This window comes from Methylophaga sp. (genome assembly GCF_009711715.1).
GTDB lineage: Bacteria > Pseudomonadota > Gammaproteobacteria > Nitrosococcales > Methylophagaceae > Methylophaga.
Genome location: NZ_VENF01000011.1, coordinates 209,924 through 229,512 on the forward strand (window position 1 = coordinate 209,924; position 19,589 = coordinate 229,512).

A 19,589-nucleotide genomic window follows, 5' to 3' on the forward strand; every position below is an offset into this window, starting at 1 on the left:
GGCTAACCTCTTCCGCGAGTCTGGGTTTTGCCCTCTTTGGCATTTTTTTCGATGAACTCGATGATCTGATTCGCGATGTCTTTCCCGGTCGCTTTCTCAATTCCCTCCAGTCCCGGCGAGGAGTTGACCTCCATCACCACCGGACCGTGGTTTGAACGCAGTAAATCGACGCCGCAGACATTCAGTCCCATTGTTTTCGCGGCTCTAACGGCGGTCGCCCGCTCTGCCGGAGAAATACGGATCAGGTTGGCACTGCCGCCGCGATGCAGGTTAGAGCGGAACTCCCCTTCCTTGCCCTGACGTTTCATTGCGGCCACAACTTTATCGCCAACCACAAAACATCGGATATCAGAACCACCGGCTTCCTTGATAAATTCCTGTACCAGAATGTTGGCATTCATGCCGAGGAAAGCCTCAATAACGCTTTCTGCCGCTTTTTCCGTCTCGGCCAGCACCACACCAATACCCTGCGTGCCTTCCAGCAATTTGATGACCAGCGGCGCACCGCCGACCATCTTGATCAGATCATCCACATCGTCAGGGCGATGAGCGAAACCGGTCACCGGCAAACCAATGCCTTTTCGTGACAGCAACTGCAGGGCACGTAGCTTGTCACGAGAACGGCTGATAGCAACTGATTCATTCAACGGATAAACGCTCATCATCTCGAATTGTCTGAGCACGGCGGTGCCGTAGAATGTCACCGAAGCACCAATCCTCGGAATCACCGCATCGTAACCGGTCAGAATGTCGCCTTTGTAGTGCACTTCCGGTTTGAGGGAAGTGATATTCATATAACAGCGCAAAACATCCAGCACATGGACTTCGTGACCGCGTCCCTCTGCTGCTTCAACCAGTCGGCGGGTTGAGTACAGTTTCGAGTTACGCGACAGGATGGCAATCTTCATTCACTTTCTCCGTCAAGGATTTCTTTGCGTGGTTCTACATTCGCTTCAGCGTTGCTCTGCCCGGCCAGAAATGACAAGGCAGGGTTAACCACAATATTGCCGGCTGTCATCGCTGTGCGACCGAGCAGCATGCGAAACAGCATATTATCGCGGTTTGTCAGCGTGACTTCTATAGGCCATGTTTTATTACCCAGACTGACCTCGGTCAGGATGACATAACGCTTTTCCGTATGGCCACCCGAGTCAGTCACATTACGCTCATCAATGACCTCGGCATCGCACCAGACAACGGTCTCAGTTTCTCCCTGCTTGGGGTGCAAACCGAACCTTACCCGGGTTTTACCGTCTTTTTCGTATGGGGTAACTTCAAAGGCATGAATGGCTGAAGTCCGGGCACCCGTGTCCACTTTCGCCTTGATGCGTTCGATACCCAGTTGCGGCAGCGAAAGCCATTCGCGCCAACCTACGGTCACTGCTTGTTGTGTTTGTGCTTGCTTGTTGTTATTCACGACTCAGTCCAACATATTTTTATTCCAGTCTTTGACGTTTTCCTGCATCTCGTTCATGCCACTGTCGGCACTGGTGACCAGGTTTTTGAGGCCATTGACGATATCATCGCCATACCGGTCAGCCAGAATCTGGCTGGTGGTGATGACAATGATCGCCATCACGATCACATAGAGGTGTGTAAAAATGACCCTGAGCATCAGTCTGTCCTCCCGGAAACAGGTCTCTGATGTCGAGGATAGCACTGGCATCGGCCAGCGTGAATAAAATGCGGTCTGAAGCAGGCTTGTTGTGGTGGCGATTTGACGCGCAGACAGGGTGTTCAGTCTCTCTTGCGGCGGCCCTGACGTTCTTCGTTTCTTCTTTCTTTTTTGCTGTAGGCATCCCGCATCACAATGCTCTCACCACGGCGATCGTGTCCATTGCGGCGATCGTCATAGTGCACATAGCCACAACGGCAGCTGTCGGCTTTATTGCAGTCATTGAGCGGCAGGGTCGGTGCCTCTGAAACCAGGAACACCCGGTGAGACATATCGAACGCGGCATTACAGGCATGCTGATGAGGTTTGATTCGTACCGCAGCATAAGGATGCTTGTGAATTTCAGGTACCGGGGATTCCGGTTTTTTCTTACGTATAAGCAATAAATAAACGGCAAGCACACCGACAATAAGAATAAAGAGGGCCACTTCCATCCACACTCTCCCTAGCGAATACTGAAACCTGAACTGAGATTAACGCATTTTCACTGCAAATAGCCAGCAGAGAATCTCTAGCCTGCGCGGTACAGAAGACGATTCATCTTAGTGATGTTCGTCACCTTGATTTCCTTGGGGCAGACGCGTTCACATTCACGGTAATTACTGCAGCTGCCAAAGCCCTCTTCTTCCATTGCCTTGAGGAGCTTGGCCGGCCTTTCCTTATCAAGCTGGCCCTGGGGCAAGGTAGACAGGTGCGCCACTTTCGCTGCCACGAACAGGGTGGCCGAAGCATTAGGGCAGACCGCGACACAGGCTCCACAACCTATACAGGTAGCAGCATCAAAAGCTTTATCAGCCACTTCTTTTTCAACTGGCAGCGTATTGGCTTCGCAGGCAGAACCGGTTCGAACCGGAATATAGCCGCCCGACTGGATAATACGATCAAAGGCGGTTCGGTCTACGATCAGGTCTTTAATGACCGGAAAAGCCGTAGCCCGCCAGGGTTCGACCCACAGTTCTTTGTCATTTTTATAATCGCGCATGTACTGCTGGCAGGTGGTGGTTGCCCTGTGTTTACCATGCGGCGTGCCGTTGATAACCAGATTGCACGAACCACATATGCCTTCCCGGCAGTCAAAATCAAACGCCACCGGCTCTTTGCCGGCCAGAATCAGATTCTCATTGAGTGCATCCAGCATTTCCAGAAATGATGAATCCTCACTGGCATCGACTTCATGTGCTTCGAAAAAGCCTTCGGCATCAGGGCCATTTTGTCGCCAAATATTGAGTTTAAATATCATCCTGAGAACCTCTGTTGAACACCATACTTGTGCTGAGAACCAAGTGGACAAGACAAGGTGGCGTTCGCAGGCAGGGGCCGCTCCCCTTGCCAGGAGCGGCAACGCCGTATTGCAACTTTGGGGCCAGCACAAATTTGTCTGGCAGCGTCATTATCTGCGTACCAGTATCTGTTTGTTAATTCAGTATCTTTCATCATGTCTTGCGGTCAACTGAGGATTTCAGGATTACTGATAATTTCTTATGCTGGGTCGAACAAAATCGAAATGCAGGTATTCACGGAACAGCACCGGCTGGCTGGTATCACCGCTGTACTGCCAGGCTGCGACATAGGAATAATCCATATCATTGCGCCTGGCCTCACCGTCGTCAGTCAGATGTTCTTCACGGGCATGGCAACCACAGGACTCTTCCCTGTCCAGTGCATCCAGACACATCAGTTCGGCCAGTTCAAAAAAGTCAGCAACGCGTCCCGCCCGTTCCAGGGTCTGGTTGAGTTGCTCTGCCTCACCGGTAATTTTGACTTTCTGCCAGAACTCGTCCCTGAGTGCCTTGATTTTATCGATGGCCGCCAGCAGGCTGTGCTTTTCACGCGCCATACCGCAGGCATCCCAGAGAATTTGGCCGAGTTGGCGGTGAAAATCGTCTGCGGTGACAGAGGCATCGGGGGCATTCATCAGCCGTGTTATGCGTGATTGTGCCTCTTCAATTGCAGCACTCGCCTGAGCCTGATACTGATCCGCTTTGATGGGCTTGTGCCGGGCAAGATAATCCGAAACCGTCGTGGGCAGTATAAAATAACCATCAGCCAGGCCCTGCATTAAGGCGCTGGCCCCAAGCCGGTTAGAGCCGTGATCGGAGAAGTTAGCTTCACCGCCGGCAAACAGACCATCAATACTGGTCATCAGGTTATAGTCAACCCAGAGCCCGCCCATGGTGTAATGTACTGCCGGATAAATCCGCATTGGCGTCTGGTAGGGATCTTCAGCCGTGATCCGCTGATACATTTGGAACAGGTTACCGTATTTTTCACGTATCGCTTCCAGCCCCTGATTCCTGATGGCGTCAGCGAAATCGAGGTACACCCCGAGCTTCTGGCCATCAATTTCAGCACCGACACCGCGTCCTTCATCACAAACCTGCTTGACCGCCCGCGAGGCGATATCCCTTGGGACCAGGTTACCGAATGAGGGATACATCCGTTCCAGAAAATAATCGCGTTCGTCTTCCGCAATCTCTTCCGGCCGCTTATCGGCATCAGCCTTATTTTTGGGTGCCCATACCCGGCCGTCGTTACGCAGCGACTCACTCATCAGCGTCAGCTTGGATTGCAACTCACCCTGCTGCGGTATGCAGGTGGGGTGGATCTGAGTAAAACAGGGGTTGGCGAACAATGCGCCTTTTTTGTGTGCCCGCCAGATAGCTGAGGCATTACATCCCTTGGCATTGGTGGAAAGATAAAAAGCATTACTGTAGCCGCCGGTACATAGCACGACACAATCTGCCAGATGACTTTCCAGTTCACCGGTCACCAGATCACGGGTCACAATACCGATCGCCCGGTCGCCATCCATGATCAGATCCTGCATTTCACAGCGTGAGCGATGTGTCACACTGCCTGCAGTAATCTGGCGGCTCATCGACTGATAGGCGCCGAGCAGTAATTGCTGCCCGGTCTGACCACGGGCATAAAAGGTACGTGACACCTGAGCCCCGCCAAATGAACGGTTCGCCAGATAGCCTGAATATTCACGGGCAAAAGGCACGCCCTGGGCAACAGCCTGATCAATGATGGATGTGCTCAATTCGGCCAGACGGAACACATTGGATTCCCGCGCCCGGAAGTCTCCCCCTTTTATCGTGTCGTAGAACAGACGCCAGACACTGTCACCATCATTCTGATAATTCTTGGCGGCATTGATACCACCCTGCGCCGCAATACTGTGGGCACGGCGCGGGCTGTCCTGAAAACAGAAGGTTTTGACGTTGTAGCCCATCTCACCCAGAGAAGCCGCGGCAGAGGCACCGGCAAGCCCGGTTCCCACCACAATTACCGTGTATTTTTTACGATTGGCCGGGCTCACCACGCGGGAATTGAACTTATGCTGTTTCCAGCGATCCTGCAATGGGCCCTTGGGCGCGTGACTGTCGAGTTCAAATTCACTCATGCGGTGATCCAGATATAAAGTGGAACGGCGGCAAATCCGATTGTCAGCAGCACGACGCCGGAACTGATTGACAGTCGATGCATGCTGGAGCTTATGCCTAATGTCTGCAACACATTGACCAGTGAATGCAGTAAATGCATGGCCAGAATCAGTAGACCCGCCAGATAAAACAACAGCATCCAGCCGGAGCTGAACCAGTCCAGCATGGCTTGCCTGACTTGACTGGTATCCAGCATTAACGTCTGGCCGATATGCACCAGAATAAAAATCAGCAGCAGCACGATGCTCAGTGACACCAACGGTGCCGGAATATGCAGTTTGTCATGCTTTTTATAGCCGACCTGCCTGGCCTGGCTGTTCTTGATTCGAATCGCCATGGCGGCTTTGACATGAATGAATAGGGCAATCAGCACCAGAGCCAGCAACGGCCAGCGAATCCAGACCTGATTGTAGAACGCATAGAATTGTTCAAAAGCAGGGGCAGAAAAAAAGCTGAGGTTAGTCAGCATATGGAAAATCAGATAAGCGGTCATCACACTGCCCGCCAACGTCATCGTGCGTTTTCTGAGTTGCAATAGCGTCATGACTTAACTTTCCATATCCAGTCTGGCGTCTTTATTATCCGGTCGCGGTTTCAGCTTCTCTTTTTCAATGGTGCGTATGCAGCTATTCCAGCGCAAGATCGCCTCATCATTGTGCTCGGGGCGGATTTTCTCTGCTTTTTGATAAAACTGCAGGGCTTCGATGAAATAGTCATAGGCAAACACCCGGGCCATGCTCTGGGTCAACATAAAGCGAGCGCGGCGCTCATGAAGCAGCCCGGTGTAGTAATGCTGCTGATAACGACTCTGCAGTTTCTGAATCGCCTGCTCAATCGCCTGTACCTGGGTTTTCTTGCCGGCATGGTGCAGTTGATCACTGAGCGCCAGAATATAAAGCACCAGCGCTTTTTGATTTTCCGGCTCTATATGCAGGATATCGAGGCAGATACTCTCGGCAATTTCAGGCTCGTGCAGAGAGCGATACTGACGAGCCTTATCAAGCGCAAGCTCAATAGAATCGGGGTGTATATCGTGTAGGTCTAGCTCCATCAAATCCCTCACAAACTGCAAGTCTTATATAAGAGTTGTTTAGTTCAATCTAGACTAAAGCCGGGCAACTTTCAATAGCTCTGGATCATAAATTCGCCTCGGGGGCACCGGGCTCACAGAGATCAAATCCATTGAGTCTGCCGTGCTGATTGAGAACAATGCTGGATTGCTTCGTTCCTTACAACATAAATAAAGTTTCCGTTGTGGCTTGTGATCGAAGTTTTAATAAGTGTATGACCGCTCTCCACCCGCACATCATTGCGAATGCAGTGAAGCAATCCAGTCCCCGAAGCCGCAAGTTGACCTAAATGCTTCGGTGATTCGTGCCTTTCAATCACATGCTTGTTCTCCAAAGCAGTGGTCCTGATAAGCAAAAAATTATTTTCCGTGTTTGTTGTGCCTTTGTGGTTCATCTAACGTTGCTTACATGGTGTCAGCGCCCGATTTCTGGTATCTTTTGTCGTTTTTCCCATCGCGAAAAACACGGCCCCCACCATGCAAAGAAAAATTCTGGTTACCAGTGCCCTTCCCTATGCCAACGGCTCGATTCACCTGGGCCATATGGTTGAATATATTCAGACCGATATCTGGGTACGGTTTCAGAAAATGCGTGGCCATGAAGTGCATTATGTCTGTGCCGATGATGCTCACGGTACGCCCATCATGCTGCGGGCACAAAATCAGGGGATCACGCCGGAACAACTGATCAGTGAAGTCAGTAAAGAACACCAGACTGATTTCGCCGACTTCGCGATTGGCTTTGACAATTACCACAGCACCCATAGTGACGAAAATCGTGAACTGGCCAGCCGGATTTACCTGGCCAACCGTGATGCCGGTCATATTGAAGCCCGCACTATCAGCCAGGCTTATGACCCGGAAAAAGAAATGTTCCTGCCGGATCGTTTTATCCGCGGTGAATGCCCTAAATGTGGGGCCGCCGATCAATATGGCGATAACTGTGAAGCCTGCGGTGCCACTTACGAGCCCACCGAGCTGAAAAACCCGGTCTCTGCTGTCTCCGGCGCGACGCCGATTACCAAAGAATCCGAGCACTACTTCTTCAAACTGGGCGATTTTGAAAAAACCCTGCAGGAATGGACCCACAGCGATCATCTGCAACCGGAAGTTACCCGCAAATTGGGCGAATGGTTCGACAGCGGATTACAGGACTGGGATATCTCCCGCGATGCGCCCTACTTCGGCTTTGAAATCCCTGATACTGACAACAAGTTTTTCTATGTCTGGATGGATGCGCCCATCGGCTATCTTGCCAGCTTCAAGCATTACTGCGACCGCGAAGGCGTTGATTTCGACAGCTTTATGAAGCCCGGCAGTGACACTGAAATGGTGCACTTTATCGGCAAGGACATCATCTATTTCCATGCCCTGTTCTGGCCCGCCATGCTGGAAGGTGCCGGTTTCCGTCAGCCGGATAATATCTATGCCCACGGCTTTCTCACCGTCGACGGTAAGAAGATGTCCAAATCGCGCGGTACCTTCATCAAAGCCCGCACTTATCTGGACCATTTAAATCCGGAATACCTGCGGTACTACTTTGCCGCCAAACTGGGCAGCGGTATTGATGATATCGATTTGAGCTTTGAAGATTTCCAGACCCGCATCAATTCCGATCTGGTCGGTAAAGTCGTCAATATTGCCAGCCGCTGTGCCGGTTTCTTAAGCAAACGCTTTGATGGCCAACTGGCAGATGAATTGAGTGAACCTGCTTTGTTCAGAGACTTCGCTAATCAGGCTGAAGCCATTGCCAAGCGTTATGAAGCCCGTGAATTCGGTCAGGCCATGCGTGAAATTATGGCTTTGGCGGACCGCGCCAACGTCTATATCGACGAAATGAAACCCTGGGTGCTTGCCAAGGAAGAAGGTAAAGAGGATGAAGTGCAGGCCATCTGCAGTATGGGCATTAACCTTTTCCGGGTGCTGATTGCCTACCTCAAACCGGTTCTGCCACGCACGGCTGAACAGGCAGAAACTTTCCTCAATATCGCCCCATTGCAATGGTCTGATATATCAAGCCCGTTACTGGGTCATCAAATCAATCAGTTCAAACCGCTGATGACCCGTATTGAACAAGACAAACTGGACGCCATTGTGGCCGACTCAAAACAATCGATGGCAGCAGAACAACCCAAAGCTGAACCCGCTGCCCAATCTGAGCAGTTCGATCCGATTGCCGATGAAATCCAGTTTGATGATTTTGCCAAAATTGATCTGCGCATCGCCAAAATCGTTAACGCCGAGCATGTCGAGGGCGCCGATAAATTACTGAAACTGACGCTGGATATCGGGCTGGGAGAAAAACAGGTATTTGCCGGTATTAAATCGGCTTATGCGCCGGAAGACCTGATCGGCAAACTGACCGTGATGGTCGCCAACCTGGCACCGCGTAAGATGCGGTTTGGCCTGTCAGAAGGCATGGTGCTGGCGGCCGGTCCCGGCGGCAAGGATCTCTTTATTCTGAACCCGGATGACGGTGCACAGCCGGGTATGCGGGTTAAGTGATTCTGGATTAAATCTTAGAGGCACAGGGAGCGCATTAACCCGCACTGGTCTGTCGTTGCGAGGAGACTGCGACGAAGCAATCTATCCCCCTTCTGAATCAGGACTGGACCGCCACGGTTTCTCGCGATGACAGGCTATTGGGTCGGTATTCTCTTTACCTTTAAATAGCCGATCTAACGCACATCAGAATCTGGCTCGACTTTATATCACCGATACGCCCTAGCCAATTACCAGATAAAGAACCTTATCAATATCAGCAACAAAAATACTCCGGCGATTGCTGCTGTGGACAATAACATGTTGCGGTTGCCCCAATATCTCAAACCTTGAGAAACTCCATGCTCAAATCCTTTTGAAACATTCGATAAAAACTTAGCGCTTCGCCTACAAACAAAAAAGCCCCGGTTGTTACACCGAGGCTCTTTCGCATCTTTCAGGTCAAAGCTAAATCAATCGTGTCTGACCCATTGATTAGCGTCTGACTTCATAGCTTATCATTAGATAGCTGAACCATCTGAAGCACCTTTGACATATTTGAAGCATGTTGTGTCATTATTTGCTTCAACCGGGACCCACTCAATGTAAGTATTGCTCTTATATGTTGGTATAAGTTCAAAGATACATCCCTCAGTACCTAACTCTGTAGCATTAGTTGCGTCCAACTGGATAGCAACACTGCCATGAGATGGGGTAGCGTCAATAGTAACTACCGCACCATATTTTGTGGTTAAATTGCCCGCAGTAAAGGCGTCCGCACTGATTCCGTATTCAGCAACATCGGCAGCTGCTTCACAATTCCCATCAGGATTTTTAGCGTGGTCCTCAATACATTCCGCCAAACCTGTTTTCATTGAAGCAACTGAAGACACTGTATCAGCCCATTTAGAACGGGTAATGTAGTCAGTGTAAGCCGGAATCGCGATCGCCGCCAAAATACCGATAATCGCTACAACGATCATCAGTTCGATCAAGGTAAAACCTTTTTGAACTTGTTTCATTTTCTACTCCTTTAAAGAAACGCAATTAATTGCAAGAGAGCTATAAGCAGCATTCATACCAGTTATTAAGATATTGATATTTATTGAATTAATTTTAATTTCAAACTTTACCACTAAGAAATTGGTCACTTCCTGACAATTTTTGTCACTTCTGGCAGCTCTCCCGGTAAAGCCTGAACTCTTCGTTATCAATATACATATCGCTGGCTATTTCAGCAGTTTTACAGGCCTGCTCTCTATTTTTCAGATTCTGATAAGAAGCAATCAGCATTTTGAAATTAAAATCTGTCGGGCGCACCAAAATGCTTTCCTGCTGCCACTGGTTAAAAACGCGCATCATGTCCACGTTTCGCTCAATAGAACTCATTCTGAATATTTGTTGCATCCGGAAATCTTCAGCAATTTTAGTGAAATACGGATTCATCAAAGGAATCGTAAGATTGGCATTGCCATTGGGTGTGGTGGCTAGTTCAAGTTGATAATTAGCCCAGGCAGTGTGACCGTAGAATAAGATCGCCAGTATCAACCAAATATGATTCACCAGCTTCATCGCCTTTGTCATTGGCACTGATAAAAATTCCTTATAGGTATTTTTGGTTGAGTGCGATAAGGCGATAAAGATCAGAAACAGACAAGCAAACCAGGCTGTGGCTGAAATATGAAACGGTAATTCCACCTGGTTATGAAAGGCAAAAGGAAATAGCAAGGCTATCGCATATCTTGCTCTAGACTGCCAGGCAATGAGCAAAATGGTGAAGAAGCTAACCAGAATTCCTGCACTCGCCAGCAGACCGCCTTCAACCTGCCAGAACAAAAGCTCGTTGTGTGGATGGCTGACATAATCATCAATCAGCTCATAATCAGGATGTCGCTGTTGAAAATCCGCTTTCTGATATTGCCAGACTGACTCGAAACTTCCCAGACCATGGCCGACTAGGGGCGCCTGCTTCACCAGTTCTGCAGAAATCAGGAAAATACCAATTCTTTCACTGGCTTTATATTCTGTATGAACCTCTGCAGATTTGTCTGCGAGACGGCTGAAGCCATCACTAAATAGACTCGTCAATAATGCCAGCGCCACGACTGCCAACATCATTAAACTGTTTTTCTTATTTCGTTTAATCACTGGCCAGCAGATCATCAGTAGCAGAATCAAGCCTATCAGCAGAGACAAGAACCCTACTCTGGAACCACTGCTGAGAACGATAAATGTCGAGACAAAGGCTGTGACAAGAATGAGGCCTTTTACGATTGTGTTAAATCTCGCCAAAGGTCGATTGATCAAATACCAGGCAATGAGCACCACTGTCGCCTGAAAAGAGGCATGAATATTAATCTGCTGGAAAACACCGGTGGCAATATTGGTCCCTTTGGAGGTGGGGAGAAAAATGGTCATGCCCTCAGGCTGAAAGTATTGCACGCAGGCGACGAGACCATGCAGCAGCCCGGCTATGATCAAAAGGAATAAAAGTTTGTCTTTTTGGGCGCGGTTGAAGTCAAACTGGAAAAGGCCCAGCAGGAAAAAGACACCACCCCAAATAAACAGCAGCCTGAAAGCCCACTCAATCGGCTCAGCTACCCCAGATATAAAACCGCTGATTGTGGCAAGCACAGGAAAGGCCAGTAGCAACATTACGCTATGTGGCAGCAGCAATTCCGATTGCTGCAGCACTTTTTTGACGGCTAACCAGATAAAAACGCTGACCGATGCCCAGACCGTAATATTAGTAGGAAGGTTCAGGCCCGTACCGCCAATGTTGTCATGATAATAAAACGGGGCAATTAGAAATACGATTGCCAGAATGATTTCGGCCGGAGTCAAATTATTTTTTCTGAGCAGGCCAAAATTTGTCATCTAGCTATCCTTCTGAATTGTTTTGTTGTGTTTCGCGCACAGGCGCGATGATTGTAGCAGGCTCTGAAGTGGCGATAAGTCTTCAGATTATTCAAACTGCCGTAGGTTGGGCTGAGGCGCGAAGCCCAATGTCAGCATTATTGTTGGGTTTCGTAAAAGCTCACCCCAACCTACACCGCCGGCTTTAGATCAAACGCAATACAAATGCGTTCTTCATCAGAACTGAATGGGATGGTTCTGTGGAATACCGAGGACGGAAACATAACGAGGTCGCCGACTTCAGGCGCGATGGTCTTGGTAGGAAAGTTATCATGCTTCTTCGGGTATTCATCGCCATGGGTGCTGAGCTCGATACTGCCTTCGTGTTCGTGCTGTTTATTGGTCGGCAGTGACAAATACAGTGAACCACTGACCCAGCCCTCTTCATGAATATGCGAGTTGAGATGGCCGCCGATTTTCATCCGCACATACCAGGAGCTGGCAAATTCGGTGTTTTTTGGGAAAGCTTTAACAAACTGGCAGTTTTCCCCAGCGAAAGTCTGACGATAGCGCTCTACCGCATCCGCTACACATTCCGCCAGTTTTCTGAAAGAGGCTTCCGGACGTTTGAATAAATTGCCGGAAGATTGCACACCGTTATAGAGCCTGCCCTGGGATTTTTCTTCAGCGTCGCAGGTTTCAATATCGTGCAGCAGTTGTTTCAACAGCTCGCTGTCGCCTTTGAGTTCAGCTATTTCGGTGTGGAAGACAAAATCCAGCGGATTTTTACAGAAGTTATAGTCATTCTCAACGCCGAAGTTTTCCGCGTAGTGCCCTGCCAGCGTTGCCAGAAACGGCGAGTTATCCTTGCTGCGTTTAAGCTCATCCAGCCCCTGCCTGAAGGCATCAAACTGACCGGTTTTATAGAGACAATACAGCGACCGCTCCTGCCAGTCGGCATATTGCGATTGCTGGAAGTGTTTTAATGCCCCTTCCAGATCGCCGCTATCGTAGAGGTAAACTGCCAGGCTGTAATTGGCAAGCGGCAGTGCCGGATCAAGCGAAAGCGCATGCTGATAGGCTTTGACTGATTCATCGTAGCGTCCCTGTTCACGCAGCACTTCACCGATATTGCTGTGTACTTCCGGGTAATCGGGATTGATCGCCAGGGCGTGATTATAGGCATCAATCGCGTCACCGAGTTTGCCCTGATTTTTCAGTGCGGTGCCCAGATTGAACCAGGTCTGTGCATCTTCATGAATGGCCAGGGCGCGTCGATAGGCTTCAACCGCTTCGACCAACTGTCCCTGTTCCTGTAACACCACACCCAGGTTCGCCATCGCTTCATAAAAACCGGGCTCAAGTTCAACCGCTTTCTGATAACTGCTGGCAGCCAGCTCAAACTGGCGCTGATTCTGATAGGCTGCAGCCAGATTGTAATGCGCATCGACCAGAGACGGTTTCAGGCTGACGGTTTTTTTATAACTCTGAATCGCTTCTTCAGTGCGATTGAGATTGGTCAGCAGAATACCGACATTAAAATGCAATTCGGCGATCCCCGGATCGATTTTCAGTGCTTTACGGAAGGCGTCCACCGCTTCCCTGAACTTATTCTGCCCTGCCAGCGCATTACCATAGAGGTTATGCAACACAAACGCATTGGGGAACTGCTTGAGCATTTTTCTGGCGGTGGATTCGGCCACGGCCAGCTGGCCGTTATTGAGTGCATTCAGAACCGGTTGAATTTCTGCTTGCGTTGGTTGTCTCAGTTGCGCATTCTTTTTCATGGTGAGTCTGGCTTTGCAGGTTGGCGGTACAGGTCTTGAGCCTGCTTTAATCAAACCCTGAATGTATATCAGGGAATTTTTTCCCGCAACCGTGCATATGCCATTCTCAATAGATGCACTGCACAAAGACAGAATAGTTAACTGAAAATCAGATGGATACGATCACTCAGGCCCTGTTGGGCGGCGCTGTCGGTTATGCCGTAGGCGGGAAGCATTCCCGCAGAAAAGCCATGCTATGGGGCGCCGGTATCGCGGTGCTGCCGGATCTCGATGTCTTTATCCCCTACGATAATGATCTCGATTCGATGACTTTTCACCGCAGCTGGACCCACTCCTGGCTGGTTCACACCGCGGTGGCGCCGGTGATGGCCGCGCTGCTGCATCGCTTTGATAAAACATTCAGTTTCGCTCTCTGGTGGTTAATGATCTGGCTGGTACTGGTCACGCATGCCGGACTGGATGCCTTAACCGTTTATGGCACGCAGTTGTTCTGGCCATTTATGCCACCCCCGGTTTCCGGTGGCAGTGTCTTTATTATCGATCCGACCTATACCCTGCCGCTGCTGGCCGGCTTTATCGTCATCCTGTTTTGGCCGCAGCGTCGACGCAGCCACAACATCATGCGCTATGGGTTTGCATTCAGCTGTGTCTATCTGCTCTGGGGTCTTGGCGCACAACAATGGATAATGCAGCAAACCGAACAGACGCTCGCTCAGCAAAATATCGAATATGAAAATATGCAGGTCTCGGCCACCGCTTTTAATACGCTGCTGTGGCGCATTATCGTGGTCGGCGATGACTATTATTACGAGGGGTTCCGTTCGCTGTTTGATGACGGTCAGAAACTGACTTTCCGCCGCTACGATCGCGGTGGCGATTTAATTGAAGCTACTCAGCAACTCCCTGCCTTTCAGCGTATAGATTGGTTTACCAACGGTCTGTTCAAGCTGGAAAAACAAGGAGAGCAGATTATAGCGACCGATCTCAGAATGGGTATGGAGCCCGCCTACTTTTTCCGTTTCAATCTGGCTGAGAATCACGGTCATGGCATTGTGCCCGCCACGCCAAATCGTGTCAGAGTCGAGTCCAACCGCGAACAGGGTATCCGCTGGGTCTGGCAGCGGATATGGAACCCGGCGGTGCAGTTTGATTTCGGGCCGGGGTTTAATCGCTAGTTATTAACCACGGAGGCACAGAGGTCACAGAGCTTTTAGAATCATCATCCGCAGATTACACTGATGAACACAGATTACATTAAGTAGAGGCGGCGCTGCTCACAAGCGTGAAGTCATGTTGTTAAACAACTTCTTCGTTGGACCACTTCTAATCTGCGCAAATCAGCGAAATCTGCGGATGGCTTTTTATTCACCCTGCGCCCTCCTTGCTCATTTGGTTCCATCAGTCTATCTCAGCACAGTTTCAGGGCTGACGTACTCATAGCCATGCGCTTCGGCTACGGCCTGGTAGGTCACCTGGCGACGATAAATATTCAATCCGGCGAGTAAGTGCGGGTCTTCTTTCAGCGCTTTTTCTACCCCTTTATTCGCCAGTGCCAGCACAAAAGGCAGAGTGGCGTTGGTCAGGGCAAAAGTCGAGGTTCTGGCTACCGCCCCGGGCATATTGGCCACGCAGTAATGAATGACGCCCTGTTCCTGATAGGTTGGCTCATCATGCGTCGTCGGACGTGAACTCTCAAAACAGCCGCCCTGATCGATGGAAACATCCACCAGCACGGCGCCGTTTTTCATTTGTTTCAGCATCGCGCTGGAAATCAGCTTGGGTGCTTTCGCGCCCGGCAACAATACGGCACCGATCATAATGTCGGCTGTTTTTGCTGCCTGTTCTATCGATTCCGAAGTGGAGTAAATGGTTTTGAGTTGCGGACCAAACTGCTCATCCAGAGCTTTCAGCCGGGGAATGGATTTATCCAGAATCGTGACATTGGCCCCGAGCCCCATCGCCATACGGGCGGCATTGACACCAACCACGCCGCCGCCAATCACATAGACATCGGCCGGGGCGACACCCGGCACACCGCCTATCAGCACGCCCATGCCGCCCTGCGTCTTTTCCAAGGCATGGGCGGCAGCCTGGATCGCCATCCGGCCAGCTACTTCGCTCATCGGTGCCAGCAGGGGTAATCCGCCCGCTGTATCGGTCACCGTCTCATAAGCAATGCAGGTGGCACCACACGCCACCAGATCGCGGGTTTGTTCTGCATCCGGCGCCAGATGCAGATAGGTAAACAAGGTCTGGTTCTCACTGAGCTGTTGTCGCTCTGCTGCCAGCGGTTCCTTGACCTTGACTATCAGTTCAGCACGTCGGAATATTTCCTTCGGGTCATCCACCAGTTCGGCGCCAGCCTGGCGGTAGTCTTCATCGCTGAGCCCGATTTCAGTGCCGGCATCTTTCTCAATCAGGATCTGATGTCCGGCACTGCTCAACTCTCGCACGCCTGCCGGTGTCAAACCAACGCGGTACTCGTTATTTTTAATTTCCCTGGGTACACCGATTAACATCAATTTCTCCGGTTTTATGTTGGTAGAATGAGGCCTATGACTGAACATATAGCACAAACAGCCACTGAAACAAGCAGTGAACTCGACTTCCGGTTCGACAATAAATTTGTCCGTGAATTACCGGCCGATCCGGAAACAGATAACCATCGACGCCAGGTGCTCGGTGCCTGCTACTCCTTTGTCAAACCCCGCAAGGTAAAAGCCCCTGAACGGGTTGCCTATTCCAGGGAAATGGCAGCCGAACTGGGACTCACCGAAGCGGAATGTCAGAGCGAACAGTTTACCCGTGTGTTTGTCGGCAATGAACTGCTGCCTGGCATGGAACCGCATGCGCAATGTTATGGGGGGCATCAGTTCGGCAACTGGGCCGGACAGCTCGGCGATGGCCGTGCCATCAATCTCGGTGAAGTGATTAACAGGGAAGGCAAACGTTTTTGTCTGCAGCTTAAGGGCGCTGGCGAAACGCCCTACTCCAGAATGGCAGACGGGCTCGCCGTGATGCGCTCTTCCATTCGTGAGTTCCTCTGTAGCGAGGCCATGTATCACCTGGGTATCCCCACCACCCGGGCGCTGAGCATCATCGCCACCGGTGAGGATGTCACCCGGGATATGTTCTATGACGGCCGTCCCAAAGCCGAACCCGGTGCTGTAGTCTGCCGTGTTTCGCCGTCCTTCCTGCGGCTGGGCAGCTATGAAATCTTCACCTCGCGTGGCGATATCGACACCCTCAGACAGCTGGTCGATTACACGCTGGAAACTGACTTCCCGCATCTGGGTGAGCCCGGTAAAGACACCTACCTCGCCTGGTTCCGGGAAATTTGTGAACGCACTGCTGATATGGTGGTGGACTGGATGCGGGTCGGCTTCGTTCATGGCGTTTTCAACACTGACAACACTTCAGTGCTGGGCCTGACGATTGATTACGGTCCCTACGGCTGGATTGATGATTATGATCCGGACTGGACACCCAATACCACCGATGCCGTTGGCCGGCGATATCGCTTCGGTGCACAGCCGCAGATTGCCCAGTGGAATTTATTACAGATGGCCAATGCCATTTATCCGCTGATTGATGATGCTGAAGCGCTGCGCAATATCCTCAATGATTACGTCACGGTTTACACCGATAAATGGCAACAGATGCGGGCTGACAAGCTCGGCTTGAGCGAATTCAAGGCGGAAGACGAAGAGCTCAACCAGGAACTGAACAGAATCATGCAGTTGACGGAAACCGATATGACCCTGTTCTATCGTCATTTGGCTGATGTCAGCGTCGATGATATCAACGCCGATGAGGACAAACTGCTGGCCCCGCTGATGATTGCTTTCTACGCACCGGATAGTCTCAGCAAAGCCGATAAAAATGATTTTACGGCCTGGTTAAAACGTTACCTCGAGCGCGTCAAACAGGACGGCATTGATGATGAAACGCGAAAAGAAAAAATGAACCGGGTCAATCCCAAATATGTGCTGCGAAACTATCTGGCACAAATGGCGATTGATAAAGCGGAACAAGGCGATTATTCACTGGTCGATGAATTACTGGATGTGATGAGACAGCCCTATGACGAGCAGCCTAAATACCAGCAGTATGCGGCCAAGCGACCCGATTGGGCGCGCAACCGCCCCGGTTGCTCCATGTTGTCCTGCAGTTCTTAACGGCTGCACTGCCTCACTCCGGCAGCGGATTGCTTCACTCCGCTCGCAATGACGGCTTGTGTGTTGAGTCTGAGCTGCCCGAAGCCTGTCGTTGACTAGAGACAAGGCCTCAGGCGACAGACAACCGGCCTCTTTATTGTTACTGCGAACGTAAGTAAGCAATCCAGGTCCGACACGTTGGCGCTTGCAAGAATTGCACAGGCAAGTGCAACTGTATGATTATTCTGTCAGTGCTTAATGCGAATTTGAAACAAGGAATTCATTATGAAATGGCTACAAACGCTAACCCTGTCATTCATCTGTTCCATAACGTTTTCCGTTCATGCTGATATTACCGGCGACAAGGATCTGAATATTGAAAAAGTCGCCAGTGGACTCAGTATCCCCTGGGGCATGGCCGTTCTGCCCGATAATCAACTGCTGGTCACCCAGCGTGATGAGACCCTGAGCCGGGTTGATATGAAAAACGGCGAAACCACTCAAATCAGTGGTCTGCCGGATGATATCCGGGTCGATGGTCAGGGCGGTTTGTTTGATATCCGCCTGGCACCGGATTACCAGGACAATGGCTGGATTTATCTTAGTTATAACAAAGATGTCGACGGTCAGGGAGCCACCACCCTCGCCAGGGCCCGTATTGAGGCTGACCAGCTTGTTGACTGGCAGGATCTCATCGTGACCCAGAGCCGCACAGGCAATAACGTGCATTTTGGTGGTCGTATTGCTTTTGATGGCCAGGGTCATGTTTTTCTCTCACTCGGTGACCGCGGCGAACGCGATAATGCCCAGAATCTGCGCAATCATGCCGGCAGCATTCTGCGTCTGAATCTTGATGGCAGCGTGCCGGAAGATAATCCCTTTGTTGGCCAGGACAAAGCACTGCCGGAAATCTGGAGCTATGGCCACCGGAATGTTCAGGGCCTGTTCTATAACACTGAAACCGGCCTCCTCTGGGCACAGGAACATGGTCCCCGTGGCGGCGATGAGATTAACCTGGTCCAACCCGGCAATAATTACGGCTGGCCGGAAATCTCCTACGGCAAGGAATACTGGGCGCCCATGCCGGTGGGTGAAGAGAAAAAGGAAGGTATGGAGCAGCCGGTTAAAATGTATGATCCGTCGATTGCCCCCAGCGGTCTGATTCAGTATCAGGGCGATCTGTTCAAAACATGGAAGGGTAAGCTTCTGTCCGGTGCAATGAAACTGCAGCACCTCAATATCGTGACGCTCAATGACAACAATGAAGCTGTCGATGAAAAACGTCTGCTCAGAAGCCTGAACAGCCGCATCCGTAGTGTCGTTGAAGCACCGGACGGGGCTGTTCTGGTTGGTACCGATGCCGGTGTTATATACCGGATTACACCGGCTACAAAGCCATAGGACTCACCCCGAACAACAGGCTGTGGAGATAGAACGCAAATAGGGCCCAAATCACAATACCACTCACGGTCACCTGTATGTCCCTTGCCAGGCTACCTGACGGTCTTGCCACTCCCTCGCGTCTGTCGCGGCGTCGGCACACAGCAAAATCGATGACTGCCCATATCAGGAAGCTGCCAAATAAAATGAGGTCTGCCAGACTGCCATTGGCAAGTAGATGGGCCAGGGCCCAGATTTTGACCGCCAGCAACATCGGATGGCCTACTCTGGCTTTGATTCCTGAGCCCGGCCAGTATGTTGCCACCAGCAGGATAAAAGCGGGCATCATCAGTAATAAGACCAGATGATTGATCCAGGCCGGTAGTGACCATAAAATCACCGGATTCGTTGCTGCCTCACTGTAACCCTTAATGATCAGTAACAAGCCTGTCAGCGCGACCAGTGAAAAAGCAGCTTTCCATTTAATCTTACCCCAACGCTGCAGTTGCTGATTTCGCCAGTCCTCGGCCACAATACGAACCGAGTGACTGCCGAGAAAGATCAGCAGGCCTGTAATCAGTATTTCCATAAACTTCCTCGCTTTGAAACCGCTTTTGTATTGTTTTACAGCATACAGCAGACCATGACAAAAAAGCGCCGGCGTCAACTTTGTGCCGGACTTAAATCATCGTCTGCGCTGGTTTGCACTGAGAACAGTCTGCGCCAATGTTGACCGAC

The 19,589-nt window shown here is 50.7% G+C and carries 18 protein-coding genes; 5 read left to right on the forward strand and 13 right to left on the reverse strand.

Translation table 11 applies throughout. The features are described from left to right. Nucleotides 1-2: 2 nt before the first annotated feature. The 8 genes from rimK to FH755_RS09295 all read right to left on the reverse strand — a co-directional run bounded on the left by rimK (nucleotide 3) and on the right by FH755_RS09295 (nucleotide 6,172). Entirely contained in the window at nucleotides 3-908 is a 906-nt protein-coding gene (rimK, locus tag FH755_RS09260) for a 30S ribosomal protein S6--L-glutamate ligase (protein ID WP_292440826.1), read from the reverse strand. After that, entirely contained in the window at nucleotides 905-1,417 is a 513-nt protein-coding gene (locus tag FH755_RS09265; RefSeq protein ID WP_292440827.1) for an ATP-dependent zinc protease, read from the reverse strand. Before FH755_RS09265 ends, rimK begins: the two co-directional genes overlap by 4 nt. A gap of 3 nt (nucleotides 1,418-1,420) precedes the next feature. Then, entirely contained in the window at nucleotides 1,421-1,615 is a 195-nt protein-coding gene (locus FH755_RS09270) for a hypothetical protein (protein ID WP_292440828.1), read from the reverse strand. 122 nt (nucleotides 1,616-1,737) lie between these two features. Further along, nucleotides 1,738-2,109 carry a hypothetical protein gene (locus FH755_RS09275; protein WP_292440829.1) on the reverse strand — a complete coding sequence of 124 codons (372 nt, stop codon included), beginning with the start codon at nucleotides 2,107-2,109 and terminating at the stop codon, nucleotides 1,738-1,740. A 77-nt stretch (nucleotides 2,110-2,186) separates the two neighbouring features. After that, on the reverse strand, nucleotides 2,187-2,915 hold the full coding sequence (locus tag FH755_RS09280) for a succinate dehydrogenase/fumarate reductase iron-sulfur subunit (RefSeq protein WP_292440830.1): 729 nt from the start codon (nucleotides 2,913-2,915) through the stop codon (nucleotides 2,187-2,189). Nucleotides 2,916-3,140: 225 nt separating this feature from the next. After that, the gene (locus FH755_RS09285) at nucleotides 3,141-5,081 is read right to left on the reverse strand and encodes a fumarate reductase/succinate dehydrogenase flavoprotein subunit (protein WP_292440831.1); all 1,941 of its coding nucleotides are present in this window, start codon (nucleotides 5,079-5,081) and stop codon (nucleotides 3,141-3,143) included. Next, nucleotides 5,078-5,665 carry a succinate dehydrogenase gene (locus FH755_RS09290; RefSeq protein ID WP_292440832.1) on the reverse strand — a complete coding sequence of 196 codons (588 nt, stop codon included), beginning with the start codon at nucleotides 5,663-5,665 and terminating at the stop codon, nucleotides 5,078-5,080. Before FH755_RS09290 ends, FH755_RS09285 begins: the two co-directional genes overlap by 4 nt. Nucleotides 5,666-5,668: 3 nt before the next feature. Next, entirely contained in the window at nucleotides 5,669-6,172 is a 504-nt protein-coding gene (locus FH755_RS09295; RefSeq protein ID WP_292440833.1) for a hypothetical protein, read from the reverse strand. Between the two features lie 495 nt (nucleotides 6,173-6,667). Between FH755_RS09295 and metG the strand changes: the two genes are divergently transcribed. Continuing rightward, the gene (metG, locus tag FH755_RS09300) at nucleotides 6,668-8,695 is read left to right on the forward strand and encodes a methionine--tRNA ligase (protein WP_292440834.1); all 2,028 of its coding nucleotides are present in this window, start codon (nucleotides 6,668-6,670) and stop codon (nucleotides 8,693-8,695) included. 497 nt (nucleotides 8,696-9,192) lie between these two features. On the opposite strand, the gene FH755_RS09305 is transcribed toward metG, so the two are convergent. Together FH755_RS09305 and FH755_RS09310 are read right to left on the reverse strand one after the other, a co-directional pair. Then, nucleotides 9,193-9,693, reverse strand: a complete 501-nt coding sequence (locus tag FH755_RS09305) for a prepilin-type N-terminal cleavage/methylation domain-containing protein (RefSeq protein WP_292440835.1) — start codon at nucleotides 9,691-9,693, stop codon at nucleotides 9,193-9,195. Between the two features lie 145 nt (nucleotides 9,694-9,838). After that, nucleotides 9,839-10,996 carry a Wzy polymerase domain-containing protein gene (locus FH755_RS09310; protein WP_292440836.1) on the reverse strand — a complete coding sequence of 386 codons (1,158 nt, stop codon included), beginning with the start codon at nucleotides 10,994-10,996 and terminating at the stop codon, nucleotides 9,839-9,841. Nucleotides 10,997-11,017: 21 nt separating this feature from the next. Between FH755_RS09310 and FH755_RS09315 the strand changes: the two genes are divergently transcribed. Beyond that, complete coding sequence (locus FH755_RS09315; protein WP_292440837.1) at nucleotides 11,018-11,161, forward strand: hypothetical protein; 144 nt, start codon at nucleotides 11,018-11,020, stop codon at nucleotides 11,159-11,161. Between the two features lie 557 nt (nucleotides 11,162-11,718). On the opposite strand, the gene FH755_RS09320 is transcribed toward FH755_RS09315, so the two are convergent. Beyond that, the gene (locus FH755_RS09320; protein ID WP_292440838.1) at nucleotides 11,719-13,314 is read right to left on the reverse strand and encodes a tetratricopeptide repeat protein; all 1,596 of its coding nucleotides are present in this window, start codon (nucleotides 13,312-13,314) and stop codon (nucleotides 11,719-11,721) included. A 152-nt stretch (nucleotides 13,315-13,466) separates the two neighbouring features. Between FH755_RS09320 and FH755_RS09325 the strand changes: the two genes are divergently transcribed. Further along, nucleotides 13,467-14,489, forward strand: coding sequence for a metal-dependent hydrolase (locus tag FH755_RS09325; protein ID WP_292440839.1), 1,023 nt, complete (start codon nucleotides 13,467-13,469; stop codon nucleotides 14,487-14,489). A gap of 228 nt (nucleotides 14,490-14,717) precedes the next feature. Here the strand turns inward: FH755_RS09325 and ald are convergent, their stop codons facing one another. After that, the gene (gene ald / locus FH755_RS09330; RefSeq protein ID WP_292440840.1) at nucleotides 14,718-15,833 is read right to left on the reverse strand and encodes an alanine dehydrogenase; all 1,116 of its coding nucleotides are present in this window, start codon (nucleotides 15,831-15,833) and stop codon (nucleotides 14,718-14,720) included. Between the two features lie 36 nt (nucleotides 15,834-15,869). On the opposite strand from ald, the gene FH755_RS09335 reads away from it, so the two are divergent. After that, entirely contained in the window at nucleotides 15,870-17,492 is a 1,623-nt protein-coding gene (locus FH755_RS09335; protein ID WP_292440841.1) for a protein adenylyltransferase SelO, read from the forward strand. 264 nt (nucleotides 17,493-17,756) lie between these two features. After that, the gene (locus FH755_RS09340; protein ID WP_292440842.1) at nucleotides 17,757-18,872 is read left to right on the forward strand and encodes a PQQ-dependent sugar dehydrogenase; all 1,116 of its coding nucleotides are present in this window, start codon (nucleotides 17,757-17,759) and stop codon (nucleotides 18,870-18,872) included. Here the strand turns inward: FH755_RS09340 and FH755_RS09345 are convergent. Continuing rightward, nucleotides 18,859-19,440, reverse strand: a complete 582-nt coding sequence (locus FH755_RS09345; RefSeq protein ID WP_292440843.1) for an NnrU family protein — start codon at nucleotides 19,438-19,440, stop codon at nucleotides 18,859-18,861. The two genes, FH755_RS09340 and FH755_RS09345, sit on opposite strands and share 14 nt — an antisense overlap. Nucleotides 19,441-19,589 lie beyond the last annotated feature (149 nt).

What these genes read in the sequence shown, in the direction of transcription:
- rimK (WP_292440826.1), bottom strand. Translation starts at nt 908, where the DNA reads ATGAAGATTGCCATCCTGTCGCGTAACTCGAAACTGTACTCAACCCGC.
- FH755_RS09270 (WP_292440828.1), bottom strand. Translation starts at nt 1,615, where the DNA reads ATGCTCAGGGTCATTTTTACACACCTCTATGTGATCGTGATGGCGATC.
- FH755_RS09275 (WP_292440829.1), bottom strand. Translation starts at nt 2,109, where the DNA reads ATGGAAGTGGCCCTCTTTATTCTTATTGTCGGTGTGCTTGCCGTTTAT.
- FH755_RS09280 (WP_292440830.1), bottom strand. Translation starts at nt 2,915, where the DNA reads ATGATATTTAAACTCAATATTTGGCGACAAAATGGCCCTGATGCCGAA.
- FH755_RS09285 (WP_292440831.1), bottom strand. Translation starts at nt 5,081, where the DNA reads ATGAGTGAATTTGAACTCGACAGTCACGCGCCCAAGGGCCCATTGCAG.
- FH755_RS09290 (WP_292440832.1), bottom strand. Translation starts at nt 5,665, where the DNA reads ATGACGCTATTGCAACTCAGAAAACGCACGATGACGTTGGCGGGCAGT.
- FH755_RS09295 (WP_292440833.1), bottom strand. Translation starts at nt 6,172, where the DNA reads ATGGAGCTAGACCTACACGATATACACCCCGATTCTATTGAGCTTGCG.
- metG (WP_292440834.1), top strand. Translation starts at nt 6,668, where the DNA reads ATGCAAAGAAAAATTCTGGTTACCAGTGCCCTTCCCTATGCCAACGGC.
- FH755_RS09305 (WP_292440835.1), bottom strand. Translation starts at nt 9,693, where the DNA reads ATGAAACAAGTTCAAAAAGGTTTTACCTTGATCGAACTGATGATCGTT.
- FH755_RS09315 (WP_292440837.1), top strand. Translation starts at nt 11,018, where the DNA reads ATGAATATTAATCTGCTGGAAAACACCGGTGGCAATATTGGTCCCTTT.
- FH755_RS09320 (WP_292440838.1), bottom strand. Translation starts at nt 13,314, where the DNA reads ATGAAAAAGAATGCGCAACTGAGACAACCAACGCAAGCAGAAATTCAA.
- FH755_RS09325 (WP_292440839.1), top strand. Translation starts at nt 13,467, where the DNA reads ATGGATACGATCACTCAGGCCCTGTTGGGCGGCGCTGTCGGTTATGCC.
- ald (WP_292440840.1), bottom strand. Translation starts at nt 15,833, where the DNA reads ATGTTAATCGGTGTACCCAGGGAAATTAAAAATAACGAGTACCGCGTT.
- FH755_RS09335 (WP_292440841.1), top strand. Translation starts at nt 15,870, where the DNA reads ATGACTGAACATATAGCACAAACAGCCACTGAAACAAGCAGTGAACTC.
- FH755_RS09340 (WP_292440842.1), top strand. Translation starts at nt 17,757, where the DNA reads ATGAAATGGCTACAAACGCTAACCCTGTCATTCATCTGTTCCATAACG.
- FH755_RS09345 (WP_292440843.1), bottom strand. Translation starts at nt 19,440, where the DNA reads ATGGAAATACTGATTACAGGCCTGCTGATCTTTCTCGGCAGTCACTCG.